Source organism: Bacillus sp. SDLI1 (assembly GCF_001553895.1).
Lineage (GTDB): Bacteria > Bacillota > Bacilli > Bacillales > Bacillaceae > Bacillus > Bacillus siamensis.
Genome location: NZ_CP013950.1, coordinates 3,106,280 through 3,119,691 on the forward strand (window position 1 = coordinate 3,106,280; position 13,412 = coordinate 3,119,691).

Annotated in this window: 14 protein-coding genes; 12 read left to right on the forward strand and 2 right to left on the reverse strand. The window is 50.1% G+C overall.

The window, feature by feature from the left end; genetic code table 11:
* Nucleotides 1–40: 40 nt before the first annotated feature.
* From AUL54_RS15125 to AUL54_RS15135, 4 genes are all read left to right on the forward strand, one after another.
* Complete coding sequence (locus AUL54_RS15125) at nucleotides 41–1,261, forward strand: NAD(P)/FAD-dependent oxidoreductase (RefSeq protein ID WP_060964394.1); 1,221 nt, start codon at nucleotides 41–43, stop codon at nucleotides 1,259–1,261.
* A gap of 174 nt (nucleotides 1,262–1,435) precedes the next feature.
* Nucleotides 1,436–1,561, forward strand: coding sequence for a YuiA family protein (locus tag AUL54_RS21260; RefSeq protein WP_007408708.1), 126 nt, complete (start codon nucleotides 1,436–1,438; stop codon nucleotides 1,559–1,561).
* Between the two features lie 68 nt (nucleotides 1,562–1,629).
* On the forward strand, nucleotides 1,630–1,950 hold the full coding sequence (locus AUL54_RS15130; RefSeq protein ID WP_060965109.1) for a YuiB family protein: 321 nt from the start codon (nucleotides 1,630–1,632) through the stop codon (nucleotides 1,948–1,950).
* 100 nt (nucleotides 1,951–2,050) lie between these two features.
* Complete coding sequence (locus AUL54_RS15135) at nucleotides 2,051–2,692, forward strand: 3D domain-containing protein (protein WP_082761644.1); 642 nt, start codon at nucleotides 2,051–2,053, stop codon at nucleotides 2,690–2,692.
* 28 nt (nucleotides 2,693–2,720) lie between these two features.
* On the opposite strand, the gene AUL54_RS15140 is transcribed toward AUL54_RS15135, so the two are convergent.
* Nucleotides 2,721–3,197, reverse strand: coding sequence for a divergent PAP2 family protein (locus tag AUL54_RS15140; protein WP_060964395.1), 477 nt, complete (start codon nucleotides 3,195–3,197; stop codon nucleotides 2,721–2,723).
* Nucleotides 3,198–3,346: 149 nt separating this feature from the next.
* Here AUL54_RS15140 and AUL54_RS15145 point away from each other — a divergent pair, with 149 nt between their 5' ends.
* The gene (locus AUL54_RS15145) at nucleotides 3,347–4,837 is read left to right on the forward strand and encodes a leucyl aminopeptidase (RefSeq protein ID WP_060964396.1); all 1,491 of its coding nucleotides are present in this window, start codon (nucleotides 3,347–3,349) and stop codon (nucleotides 4,835–4,837) included.
* Nucleotides 4,838–4,969: 132 nt separating this feature from the next.
* Nucleotides 4,970–6,298, forward strand: coding sequence for a Na+/H+ antiporter NhaC family protein (locus AUL54_RS15150; protein WP_060964397.1), 1,329 nt, complete (start codon nucleotides 4,970–4,972; stop codon nucleotides 6,296–6,298).
* A 46-nt stretch (nucleotides 6,299–6,344) separates the two neighbouring features.
* Here AUL54_RS15150 and AUL54_RS15155 read toward each other — a convergent pair whose 3' ends face one another.
* Nucleotides 6,345–6,938 (reverse strand): biotin transporter BioY, encoded by a 594-nt coding sequence (locus AUL54_RS15155; protein ID WP_060964398.1) that lies wholly within the window; start codon nucleotides 6,936–6,938, stop codon nucleotides 6,345–6,347.
* Nucleotides 6,939–7,036: 98 nt separating this feature from the next.
* Here AUL54_RS15155 and AUL54_RS15160 point away from each other — a divergent pair, with 98 nt between their 5' ends.
* From AUL54_RS15160 to AUL54_RS15185, 6 genes are all read left to right on the forward strand, one after another.
* Nucleotides 7,037–7,633: a sulfite oxidase-like oxidoreductase gene (locus AUL54_RS15160; protein ID WP_060964399.1), complete on the forward strand. Its 597-nt coding sequence runs from the start codon at nucleotides 7,037–7,039 to the stop codon at nucleotides 7,631–7,633.
* Between the two features lie 168 nt (nucleotides 7,634–7,801).
* On the forward strand, nucleotides 7,802–8,671 hold the full coding sequence (locus AUL54_RS15165) for an alpha/beta hydrolase (RefSeq protein ID WP_060964400.1): 870 nt from the start codon (nucleotides 7,802–7,804) through the stop codon (nucleotides 8,669–8,671).
* A 134-nt stretch (nucleotides 8,672–8,805) separates the two neighbouring features.
* Nucleotides 8,806–9,591: a 2,3-dihydro-2,3-dihydroxybenzoate dehydrogenase gene (locus AUL54_RS15170; protein WP_060964401.1), complete on the forward strand. Its 786-nt coding sequence runs from the start codon at nucleotides 8,806–8,808 to the stop codon at nucleotides 9,589–9,591.
* 23 nt (nucleotides 9,592–9,614) lie between these two features.
* Entirely contained in the window at nucleotides 9,615–10,811 is a 1,197-nt protein-coding gene (dhbC, locus tag AUL54_RS15175) for an isochorismate synthase DhbC (protein ID WP_060964402.1), read from the forward strand.
* An 18-nt stretch (nucleotides 10,812–10,829) separates the two neighbouring features.
* A complete protein-coding gene (locus tag AUL54_RS15180; RefSeq protein WP_060964403.1) occupies nucleotides 10,830–12,455 on the forward strand; it encodes a (2,3-dihydroxybenzoyl)adenylate synthase in 1,626 nt (541 codons plus the stop codon).
* 18 nt (nucleotides 12,456–12,473) lie between these two features.
* A complete protein-coding gene (locus AUL54_RS15185; protein WP_060964404.1) occupies nucleotides 12,474–13,400 on the forward strand; it encodes an isochorismatase in 927 nt (308 codons plus the stop codon).
* The last annotated feature ends 12 nt before the right edge of the window (nucleotides 13,401–13,412 follow it).

The following is a 13,412-nucleotide window of genomic DNA, read 5'->3' on the forward strand; positions in this document are numbered from 1 at the left end:
TGATTATGCGTCTAACAGCAAAAAAAAGAAGGTGGATGTGATGGCATTGAATAAACCCAAAATCGTGGTTCTAGGTGCAGGTTATGGTGGATTAATGACAGTAACAAGGCTTCCGAAGCATATCGGGGCAAATGACGCCGAAATCACTTTGGTTAATAAACACAATTATCATTATGAAACGACATGGATGCATGAAGCGAGCGCAGGAACGCTGCACCATGACCGCTGCAGATATCAAGTGAAAGATGTAATTAATGAATCACGGGTCAAATTTGTGCAGGATACCGTAAAAGCAATAGATGTGCAAAATAAAAAGGTGACGCTTTCACAAGGGGACATCCCTTATGATTATCTCGTTATCGGGCTTGGCGCCGTCCCTGAAACATTCGGGATTAAAGGATTAAAAGAGTTCGCCTTTCCGATCGCGAATATTAATACGTCACGTCAGCTGAAAGACCATATTGAGCTCCAATTTGCGACATACAATACGGAGGCCGAAAAACGCCCCGACCGCTTAACCATCGTCGTCGGCGGAGCGGGCTTTACGGGAATTGAATTTCTCGGTGAACTTGCGAACCGCAAGCCGGAGTTATGCAGAAATTATGATATAGATGAAAGTCTCGTCCGGATCGTCTGCGTCGAAGCCGCTCCGACGGTTCTGCCGGGATTTGATCCGGAGCTTGTCGATTACGCCGTTCAATACCTTGAGAGCAAGGGAGTTGAGTTTAAAATCGGCACCGCGGTTCAAGAATGCCGCGCGGACGGTGTCACAGTCGGCAAGAAGGATGAAGAGCCGGAAGAAATCAAATCGCAGACCGTTGTCTGGGCCGCAGGCGTACGCGGACATCCGATCGTGGAGGAAGCGGGCTTTGAAAATATGCGCGGCCGCGTCAAAGTCAATCCCGATCTTCGGGCGCCCGGCCATGATAACGTCTTTATTCTCGGCGACAGCTCGCTCTTTATTAATGAAGAGACGGAACGGCCGTACCCGCCGACTGCTCAGATCGCGATGCAGCAAGGAGAAACCGCGGCTAAAAACCTGGGCCGTCTGATTAAAGGAGGCCAGCTTGAAGAGTTCAAGCCGGACATTAAAGGAACCGTCGCCTCCCTCGGTGAGCATAACGCGGTCGGTGTCGTATACGGCAGGAAGCTCAAAGGCACGCCGGCGTCCTTTATGAAAAAGGTCATTGACAACCGCTCGTTATTTATGATCGGCGGACTCGGCCTGACACTGAAAAAAGGGAAGTTTAAATTCTTCTGAAAAACCCGCAGTCGCGGGTTTTTTCTTCTTTCAAAAAAGAGCGTTATATAAAGCATGTAAGAGAAAAAAATGAATGTTTCCGCTTACATGAAATGATTTGTTACATATTCTGACTTGGTGCTTGACAAGTAAATATGATATATTATCAGAAAATTAAGAAAAAGGGTGATCCGCATGAAAACGACAGCAAAAAGCACGGCGGCGTGTCCGTTCTGCTCAGGTAAAGGGTATTTTCAATTGCTTCTTGGCGGCTCCGAAACATGTCCCTCCTGCCAGGGAAGCGGCAAAGAGAGACGCTGATTTTTCCAGACGTTGACTTTTTTACCGCCCCCGAGGTACACTGAAAGTGCTCTAGGGGGTGGATGTTTGTGATTAGTTTGCCGGTGGTCCTGATCTCAATCGTACTATTTTTCGTACTGTTTTTCGGCATTGGCTTTCTGTTGAACATGCTGCTGAGAATGTCGTGGATTATGGCTGTTGTCTATCCGATTGTATGCCTTTTCATTATCAGCAATAAAAAGATGATCAGTTACGTGCAGGCGCCGGGGGAATCATTTCAAAGCCTGTTTCAGCGGATCATGTCATTAGCGGCTGCGGATGTCGTGATTTTGACAGGCGGACTGGCGGGAGCGATCATGTCAGGCATTGCCATAAAGGCGCTGAGAAAAAGAGGATATCAAATGTTTTAACCCGCTTTCTTATTCGAGAAAGCTTTTTTTGTGCCTCGGCGCTTTTTGTATAGCACCTCACCGGGTTGGGAACACTGACTCGGAGGAGAGTGATATCAGATTGACGATAATCAGACGCGTATTCATGATCGCGCTTTTTTTGGGCGCATGCCATGCGACATACTTTTCCATAACGGGTGTTGAAGCAAAGGATCTGACAAATTGGATGACGGAACATCGCGGCGCCGTTTTGAAAAACATCGGCACTCCGTTTCAGTCCTTACAGAATCAGCCGGAAGAGAAGGCATCAGGCAAGGTAAAACCGCTGGAAGAAGCTTTTGACTGGGAACGCTATCCGTCAAAAAAGGTGACGGCCACCGGTTATACCGCAGGAGCGGAATCTACGGGGAAATCTCCGGGCCATCCGCAGTATGGAATTACATATTCAGGCGTGAAGGTCAAACGCGATTTATATTCAACTGTGGCGGCCGATCCGTCTGTTTTCCCGATCGGGACGATACTGTTTATACCGAATTACGGATACGGGGTTGTCGCCGATACCGGCTCGAAAATTAAAGGCAGCCGCCTGGATCTCTACTTTGACACCGTAAAGGACGTCTATAACAACTGGGGCAAAAAAACACTTGATGTCTACATTGTCAAAAAAGGGAACGGCAAAGTGACCGAGGACGAACTTGTAAAGCTGAACGAAAAAAAGTCACTTCAAGTCTTCAGAAATCAATACAAAACGGTAAAAGAATAAAAACGCTTCAGCATCCGCTGAAGCGTTTTTACATAAAGAAATAATCTAAAATCAGTGTCAGTACAATGCCGGTGATGCCGCCGAAGAACACTTCGATCGGCTGATGGCCGAGCAGTTCTTTCAGTTTCTTCTGTTTTTCTTTCTCTTCCGCTTTCTGAAAGTCCTTCGCTTCGCTGACAAACCGATTAAAGTCGATGACCAGTTTATTAATGACCGTCGCCTGTTCACCCGCATGCCGCCTGACACCGGTAGCGTCAAACATCGTAATGACGGCGAAAATCGCGGCGACTGCAAACAGAGGCGAGTCCAGTCCCTGTTCCAAAGCGATTCCGGTTGACAGCGCAGTGACGGCGGCGGAATGGGAGCTCGGCATGCCGCCGGTGCTCGTCACAAGAGACCAGTCAAGTTTTTTGGATACGATAAATTGAATAGGCACTTTTACAACTTGGGCAAAAATAATGGCAGCAAAACTCGCCAGTAAAGGAAAATTCATAAGTACATCCATATGCGACATCCTTTCTGTATCTGCGAAAGTCCGATCATATCGAAAAACTGCAGAAAACGCCCTTAGTTTGGTAAAATAAAATCAATGGAAAAATGTTTTTTCATTATACCACTTTACATAACAAATACCCACATAAGGAGTGTGTACTCATGTTTTATGCATCTGATCAATTGCGGCATCCCGAAACCCTTGTCATCGGTCTTTTTCAAAAAAGCACGCTGAGCGGATTTACGAAGGAATTGGATGATAAACTGGACGGACATTTGACACAGCTGTTAAAGGACGGTGATGTGTCTGCCAAACGCAATCGTGTATCAAAAGTATACCCTCCGGCTGCGACGGGTATGAAACGTATTTACTTTATCGGCTTGGGAAGGGAAGCGGATTATTCGTTTGAAGATGCGAAAGAATGCTTCGCACGCGTGTTTCAGCAGATTCACCAAGATAAAAAACAAGAAGTATCCGTTCTGCTTGATACGTTCGTCTCCGGTGAAGTGCCTGCCGCCGATGCCGCTCATGCGCTTTCGGAAAGCTGTCTGCTTGCGGTTTATGAGGTGCAGGATTATAAACATAAATCGAATGAACCGGATCAGGAACTGACTTCCGTCTGCGCCGTGACCGAAGAAGACCTGAGGGAAGTGCAGGCCGGCCTGAACGTCGGCGCGGCATACGGCCAAGGGACGAATTCAGCCCGCACGCTTGTGAACATGCCGGGAAATATGCTGACGGCCACCGATTTGGCGTCATATGCCGCTGAGCTTGCGGCAAAATATGATTTTGAGTGTGAAATTTTAGAAAAAGAAGAAATGGAAGAGCTCGGAATGGGCGGGCTGCTAGCCGTTAACAAAGGCTCATCCGAACCGCCGAAAATGATCGTTCTGAAGTATCAGGGCAAAGATGAATGGGAAGATGTCATCGGCCTGGTCGGAAAAGGAATTACCTTTGATACCGGCGGATATTCAATTAAGCCGAAAACCGGCATCGTCGGCATGAAAAGCGATATGGGAGGGGCGGCTTCGGTATTGGGCGCAATGGAAATTATCGGCGAACTGCGGCCTGAACAAAATGTGCTCGCCGTTATTCCGTCTACGGACAACATGATCTCGTCTGATGCGATGAAGCCGGATGACGTCATCGTCTCGCTCAGCGGAAAAACCATTGAGATTCTGAACACCGATGCGGAAGGCCGCCTCGTGCTTGCCGACGGCATCACATATGCCAAGCAGCACGGAGCCTCTGTCCTCGTAGACGTCGCAACGTTAACGGGCGGTGTCATTGTCGCCTTAGGAAACGAAATGACGGGCGCCATGACCAATCACGCCGGGTTTTATAAGCAGGTGGCAGAATCGGCGAAGGAATCCGGAGAGCCTATCTGGCAGCTTCCGATTACAGAAAAGGATAAAAAACGCGTGAGAAACAGTCAGATGGCTGATTTGAACAATTCTCCGGGAAGAGAAGGCCACGCGATTATGGCGGGCACATTCATTGGTGAATTCGCGGAAAACACCCCGTGGGTTCATCTCGATATTGCGGGAACCGCGACGGCGAATAAAGCGACATGCTTCGGCCCTGCCGGCGCAACAGGCGTCATGGCAAGGACGCTGGCCGTTTTAACTGAGCGGTTTACGCCTGAAAGATAACAGCACCCGCTGCCTTGATGCAGCGGGTTTTTTTGATCTCCAAAATCTTTAGTTGACTAAAGCGCGGAATGTATGTTAACTTTAATTATCTACTACATTAGCAAACTAAAGGATTTTTGGAGGGACTCATCAATGAATGCTGTTGTTGTCGCAGTATTGCTTATGCTCGTCTTAAGCCTGCTGCGTGTCAATATTATTATAGCTTTAATGATCGGAGCGCTTGCCGGCGGACTGACAGGCGGCTTAGGCCTCGGAGAGACGGTGAAGGCTTTTACGGACGGTCTCGGCGGAAATGCCACCGTCGCGGTCAGCTACGCGCTGCTCGGAGCATTTGCCGCGGCGCTGACAAAGACGGGGCTTCCCGATGCAATGGTCGAAGCGTCTGTCAAACTAATCGGTAAAAAGGAAGATTCGCGGAAAAAAGCACTGTCTAAAGTGTTGATCGTACTGATTATTTTAATCATATCCTGTTTCTCGCAAAACGTGGTGCCTGTTCACATTGCGTTTATTCCGGTATTAATTCCGCCGCTTTTAAAAATATTTAACGAACTTGAAATGGACCGCAGGCTGGTCGCGTGTGTGATGACATTCGGACTGACTGCGCCGTACATCGTTCTGCCGATCGGTTTCGGACAGATCTTCCAAGGGATGCTGAGAGATAATATGGCGTCAGCCGGTTTAAAGGTGCCGCTCAGTGATATCCCGTATGCTTTAATTATCCCGACGGCGGGGATGGCAGTCGGTTTAATTTTAGCCGTCATCTTCTTCCGGAAACCGAAGAAATATGAGACGAAGGAGATTGCCGGATTATCGTCTTCTCCTTATACGAAGAAAAGCATTGCCATCGCCCTGTTCTCCATTGCCGTGTCGCTTGCCGTTCAGCTCTATCTGTCACAGGTGCTCGGCGTGGAAGGCATGATCATGGGCGCGCTCGCCGGCTTGTTTACGCTGTTTATCAGCGGAGTCATGAAGCGCAATGAAGCGGATAAGCTGATCACAGACGGCATGATTCTGATGGCCTTTATCGGGTTTGTCATGCTTGTTGCGGCCGGTTTTTCAAATGTATTGAACAAAACGGGCGATGTGGCTTCCTTGGTCAAAGCATCAACAGGCTTTATCGGCCACAGCCAATCGTTAGGCGCGCTCCTGATGCTGATCGTCGGTTTATTAATCACGATGGGAATCGGATCGTCATTTGCAACCGTACCCGTCATTACGACCATATTTGTCCCGCTGTGCGCTCAGCTCGGATTCAGCCCGATGGCGACGATCGCCGTCATCGGAGCGGCTGCTGCGGTCGGTGATGCGGGTTCTCCTGCAAGTGACAGTACGCTCGGGCCGACGTCAGGCCTCAGCGCTGACGGACAGCACCACCATATTTGGGATACGTGCGTCCCGACATTTATTTTCTATAACATTCCGCTTGTAATATTCGGCTGGATTGCCGCAGTTGTCCTGTGAAAAAAGGCTCCCGGAAAGGGGAGCCTTTTTGAATGCTTGAAAAAACTTACGCCGGATTTCGATTGAAGCCCGTCGCTTTATGAATGGACCTGTAAATGGCAGGCGCGATAGATGCCAATAACAGTGCTAAAATGATATCTTTTATGAAAAACCAAATCATATAAAACCAGGCCATTCCGTAGCTGATCGGAGCATGAAGCCATAATTTCAGCGCAATATACGTATAGGTCGTGCCAATGAGATAAATGACCGCGGTTCCGATCAAAGAGGCCCATGCATAATGCAGACGGCCGGGTTCTTTTGTCTTTTCCAGCAGCCAGCCGGCTGCAAATGCCGCCGGGATGTAAGCGAGAATAAATCCCCCGCTCTTTCCGATAAACGGCGCAAAGCCTGCTGAGAATTGGGCGAAGATGGGAGCACCCGCGAGTCCGGCCAATGCGTATACCGTCATTGCAATGGCTGACCGTCTGGCGCCGAGAAGCATCGCGGCTAACAGACAAAAGAAAGGCTGCAGCGATAGCGGAATTCCCGCAACTTGCAAAAAGGGAGCCATTGATGTAATGTTGGCGCCGATGGCCATCAGTGCGGCAAACATGCCGATAAGCGCCATATCGCCCGCGCGAAGGTTGCGTTGTTTCATTTGTTTTCCCCCTTACACTTGTACCAGATTAGCGTAATCGAAGGATAATTAATTGTCAACACGAATTTTATATAGGTTTACTAAATGGAGGGAGCCCTATGTTTTTCGGGAAAACGAAACAAACAGGACAGTCGGATCGGATTCCGCCAAACCAAAATGTCACAACGAAGTTTCCCGTGCTTCACGCCGGAAATGTTCCTTATTATGAAGATATGTCAAAATGGAACCTGCAGGTGTACGGGCTTGTCGATCGTCCTATGCTGTTAAGCTTTGACGATATTAAAGCCTTACCGAAAGCCGAATTGAAAAATGATATTCATTGCGTCACGGGCTGGTCCCGTCTTGATAACGTCTGGCAGGGCATACGCGCGAAAGACATCGCTGAGAAAGCGGGCGTGCACAAAGAAGCCGGTTTCGTCATGTTGCACGCTGAAGAGGGCTGGACGGCCAATCTGCCGCTTTCTGATTTTACGCGGGAGACATCCCTGCTGGCATATGCGCATAACGGCGAGCCGTTAACGCCCGAGCACGGCTATCCGCTCAGAGGCGTTTTCCCCCATCTTTATTTTTGGAAAAGCGCCAAATGGCTGCGCGGCATTCAGTTCACAAAGGAAAACCACCCCGGCTTTTGGGAGAAAAACGGCTACCATATGAGGGGAGATCCATGGAAAAATCAGCGCTTTACATGGGATTAAACACATATCATCATATAGTTCTTAGGTACCTTATTGAAATAAGGTGCTTTTTTATATCCAAAATCCATTGACTTTGTTTGGCAAAAAATCTATTATTTGAGGTGTCTTTTGATATTGAAAATCATTATCAATAAGCGGAGCGAATGTCATAGAGGGGATGAACTCATAATGGACGGAAAACAAACAAAGCGGGGTCTCGCGCAGGCCGGACGATACGCGATTCCGGGTACAGAAGTAAGAGAAATGCGTTCAAAAGGAGGCCGTACGTATCGTATCTTTGTCTCTTTTCCTCAGGAAGAACCGCCTCCATCCGGCTTTCCCGTCATCTATCTGCTTGATGCGAATTCCGTGTTCGGTACAATGGCCGAAGCGTTGCGGGTGCAAAGCCGCCGGCCGGAAAAAACAGGCGTTGTCCCGGCGGTGATTGTCGGAATCGGCTACCCGACTGATCAGCCGTTTTCCGCCGAACGCCATAGTGATTTTACGATGCCGCTCTCTGAATCAGAACTGCCGGTGCATCCGCGCGGCGCGGCGTGGCCCGAACAGGGAGGAGCGGAAGCATTTCTGGCATTTATAGAAGAAGCAGTAAAGCCCGCGGTGGAGCGGGATTATCCGATCGACAGAGACAGACAGACGATTTTCGGCCATTCGCTGGGCGGTCTTTTTGTGCTGCAAGTGCTTTTGACGAGACCGGATATGTTCCAGATCTATGTTGCCGGGAGTCCGTCCATTCACTGGAACAAACGTTTTATTCAGGAAGAAGCGGAGCGTTTATCAGACCGGCTCTCTGAGGACAATCTTCAAGTCAGCGTACTGCTGGCGGCGGGAGAAATTGAAAAGACACATAAAAGCAGAATTCCGCAGCACGCAGAGGCGCTGTATTCTGTACTATCTGAGTTTGAAGGTGTCGGAGTCCGCGCTGAATACCGCGAGTTTGAAGGAGAGGGCCATATCTCTGTCCTGCCCGTTTTAATCAGCAGGGCCCTGCGTTTCTGCCTGAATCCGGGAGGGCCGCATACCCCGTATTCTCCTGCCTGAAAAAAACAGGCCCTTCGAACTAAATGCGGCTGATTCTAATTTTCTAATTGACGGAGTGTTTTGATTTGGATATGATTGTCTTGAATCATAATTGATAATGATAATCATTATCAATATAGAAAGGGAATGATAATATGGACGCATTGGGAATGAGAGGGAAAACGGCGGTTGTCACCGGCGCCGCTCAAGGCATCGGAGAAGCAACAGCGCTCGCCCTTGCTGAACAAGGCGTAAATGTGGCTGCTATAGATAAGAACGAAGGCCTGCTTCGGGGGCTTACTGAGAGACTCCGGGAAAAAGGCGTGCAGGCACAGGCTTTCGCAGCAGATGTATCAGACAGTGCCGCTGTCAATGATATCATCGCCGCCGTTGAACGCGACATGGGTCCTATTGAAATATTGGCGAACGTTGCGGGCGTGCTGCGGCCGGGTCCGGTGCATTCCCTCAGTGATGAAGAGTGGGATCAAACATTTTCAGTTAATACGACCGGTGTATTTCATGTGTCACGGGCTGTCAGCCGATACATGATGGAGCGGAAAAAAGGCGCCATCGTAACGGTCGGTTCAAATGCAGCCGGAGTTCCGCGTGCTTCCATGGCGGCTTATGCGGCGTCGAAAGCGGCTGCCGTCATGTTTACGAAATGCCTCGGACTGGAGCTTGCGGCCTATCATATCCGCTGCAACATCGTATCTCCCGGTTCAACGGAAACCGACATGCAGCGGGCGCTGTGGCGGGATGAAAACGGAGCACAGGACGTTATCAGAGGTTCGCTTGATACATATAAAACGGGAATTCCGCTTCAAAAGCTGGCAAAGCCTTCTGATATTGCAAATGCTGTTTTGTTTCTGGCCTCTGAACAGGCAAGCCATATCACGATGCATGATTTATGCGTGGACGGCGGCGCTACTTTAGGCATTTGATGTAACGAGAAGGAGGGACAATCATGACAAATCAACATTTATTGACGGAAGTGTCTGCAAAAGAGGTGCTGGACGCTTACAAGCCCGGGGCGTTCTTTTTAGCTTCCCCGAAAAGTACGCTCCTTGCAGAAGGTGTGTTTGCAAAAGTGCCGGATACAGACGCGGAGAATCAGCTGGACTCACTGCCTGAACGTGTGAGACAGACGCTTCTTGAGGCAAAGCAAGCCGGCATCAAACATCCGATTGCGGCCGGCGCCATTCCGTTTGACGGCAGAAAAGCTTCGCGGCTTTTTGTACCGAAAGCCGTCCTTACGGCAGGTCCGCTTTCGTTTACGGAAGCTTCCGCAGAAAAACCCCAAGCGAATACATATGACATCCGGCCCGTTCCTGACCCTGAGGGCTTTATGAGCGGTGTGGAACAAGGCGTTTTAAACATTACGGACGGTCCGCTCAGCAAAATTGTACTGTCAAGGACGCTGCATCTGACCGCTGAAAGAGATATCGACATTCCCCAGGCCGTCAAGCATTTGGCGCAGCACAACCCGCGCGGCTATACATTCGCTGCAGATGTGACGGGAACGTCAGAAACAAGAAAAACGCTTTTCGGCGCGAGTCCTGAACTGCTTCTGTCGAAAAACGGAACATCGATTCTGTCCAATCCGCTGGCAGGTTCCAGACCGCGAAGCACAGATCCGGCTGAGGATCAGAGAAGAGCGGAGGAACTCCTGCAATCAGCTAAAGACCTGCATGAACATGCCGTAGTTGTTGCCGCAGTTGCCGCCGCACTTAAACCGTTCTGCCGTGTGCTTGATGTGCCGGAAAAACCGTCACTCATTAAAACTGAAGCGATGTGGCACTTGTCCACCGTGGTGAAGGGGGAGCTTAGTGATCCGTCAACGACATCGCTTGAGCTGGCCATCGCTCTTCATCCGACGCCCGCTGTATGCGGAACGCCGACGGATGCGGCGAGAGAAGCGATTCAGAATATTGAGCCGTTTGACCGCAATTTCTACACGGGAATGGCAGGCTGGTGTGATGCTGAAGGTGACGGAGAATGGATTATCGCACTCCGCTGCGCCGAAGCGGAAACAAGGTCTCTCCGGCTCTTTGCGGGTGCCGGGATTGTCGCCGGATCAAAGCCGCAGGACGAATTGGACGAGACATCGGCGAAATTCCGCACCATGCTCCGGGCGATGGGGCTTTATCAAGATGAGATGTAAAAAAGGAGGAAACGGATCGTGCTGACTGGATTTACGCCATGGCCGGAAGAATGGGCTGACAAATATCGCAAAGACGGCTGCTGGAAGGGTGAAACTTTCGGAGGGATGCTGAAAGAGCGTGCGGCTTTATACGGAGATCAAACTGCCGTGACGTGTAAAGATGTACATTGGACCTACAAAGAATTGGATGAAAGGGCTGACCGTTTGGCGGCGGGACTGCACAAGCTCGGTATTCAAAAGGAAGACCGCGTTGTCGTTCAGCTGCCGAATATCGCTGAGTTTTTTGAAGTGATTTTTGCGCTGTTCCGGCTCGGGGCGCTGCCTGTTTTCGCGCTGCCTTCTCACAGAAGCAGTGAGATTACGTATTTCTGCGAGTTTGCAGAGGCGAAAGCATACATCATTCCTGATTCGCATTCAGGCTTTGATTACAGAACGCTTGCCAGACAGGTGAAAGACAAACTTCCGGCTTTGGCGCATGTCATTGTGGCCGGCGAGGCTGAGGAATTTCAGGAACTGAGCAGCCTGCATAGAGAGCCCGTCCAGCTGGAAGACGTCAGCCCGGCGGAAGTCGCCTTTTTACAGCTTTCAGGAGGCAGTACGGGGCTGTCCAAGCTGATTCCGAGGACACACGATGATTACATATACAGTCTGCGCCTCAGTGCGGAAATATGCGGCTTGGATCATCACAGCGTTTATTTGGCCGCTCTGCCGACAGCGCATAACTATCCGCTCAGCTCGCCAGGTGTGCTGGGAACTTTATATGCCGGGGGCCGGGTTGTTCTGTCACCTGCGCCGACTCCGGATGACTGCTTCCCGTTAATTGAAAAAGAGCGTGTCACGATTACAGCGCTCGTCCCGCCGCTTGCGATGGTGTGGATGGAAGCATCTGCTTCGCGACGTGATGATTTATCAAGCCTTCAAGTCCTTCAGGTAGGAGGTGCCAAATTCAGCGCTGAAGCGGCCCGCCGTGTGAAAAGCGCTTTCGGATGCACTCTTCAGCAGGTTTTCGGAATGGCGGAAGGATTGGTGAATTATACGAGACTGGATGATCCCGAGGAGATCATTGTCAATACGCAAGGCAGACCGATGTCACCATTTGATGAGGTGCGGGTTTTAGATGATGACGGACGGGACGTGGCCCCCGGGGAAACCGGACATTTGTTTACACGCGGCCCTTACACGATTCGCGGATATTATAAAGCGCCTGAACATAATAAAAGATCATTCACAGACGACGGTTTTTATCAGACCGGCGATCTCGTCAAACTGACGGCGGACGGTTATATCGTCGTCGAAGGACGCGCGAAAGATCAAATCAACCGGGGCGGCGAAAAGATTGCCGCTGAAGAGGTGGAAAATCACCTTCTGGCTCACCCTGCCGTTCATGATGCGGCCATGGTTTCAATGCCGGATGATTTTCTCGGAGAGCGGTCCTGTGTGTTCGTCATTCCGAAAGGAGAAGCGCCGAAACCGGGAGAGCTGAAAGCGTTTTTACGGGAGCGCGGGCTGGCGGCATATAAAATTCCCGACCGGGTTGAATTTATCGCTTCTTTCCCAAAAACCGGCGTCGGCAAGGTCAGCAAAAAGGACCTTCGCGAAACGATCGCCCAAAAAGTAAAGCCTGCTGAAATCAAACCATCATAAAAAAAGGAAGTGTTTATATTGGCTATACCGGCTATTCCCGCATATGCGCTGCCGACAGCGTCAGATATGCCTGAAAATAAAGTATCGTGGACGCTGAACCCGAAACGCGCGGTGCTTTTAATCCATGACATGCAGAATTATTTCGTCGATGCTTTTGAGAAAGGGAAGGCTCCGATCACGGAGGCGGCTCAGAATATCAAGAAAATAAAAGAGCAATGCAAAGCGCTCGGCATTCCGGTGGTGTACACCGCGCAGCCGGGCAGCCAAGACCCGGCAGACCGCGCCCTGCTGACGGATTTTTGGGGGCCGGGACTTAAAAGCGGTCCTTATGAAGAAAAGGTCATTCCGGAGCTTGCCCCCGAAGATCAGGACATTGTCCTCACAAAGTGGAGATACAGCGCGTTTAAACGGACGAATCTCCTTGATATCATGCGTGAAAAGGGCAGAGATCAGCTCGTTATTACGGGAATTTACGCACACATCGGCTGCCTCGTCACAGCCTGTGAAGCTTTTATGGATGATATTCAAAGCTTCTTTATCGGAGACGCCGTAGCTGACTTTTCTTCAGAAAAACATAAGATGGCCATCGAATATGCGTCCCAGCGCTGCGCTTACACGGCTCTGACAAACGAAGTACTGGAAGTGCTGGGCGGCTCGCCGGTTTCTGACGGAAAAGAGAAGACTCCCGCCGCATTGACAAAAGAACGGGTGCGGGAGCAAATTGCGGCGATTCTTCAAGAATCCCCGTCCGATATTCCGGATCAGGAAGACCTGCTGGACAGAGGCCTTGACTCCGTCAGAATCATGAGCCTTGTCGAACAATGGCGCCGTGACGGAGCTGAAGTGACGTTTGTGGAACTGGCGGAGAATCCGACGCTTGAAGAGTGGTGGAGACTGCTTTCTTCCCGATCTCAAAAAGTCTTGCCGAATGCAGATTATTTATAAGGGAGAGAATAG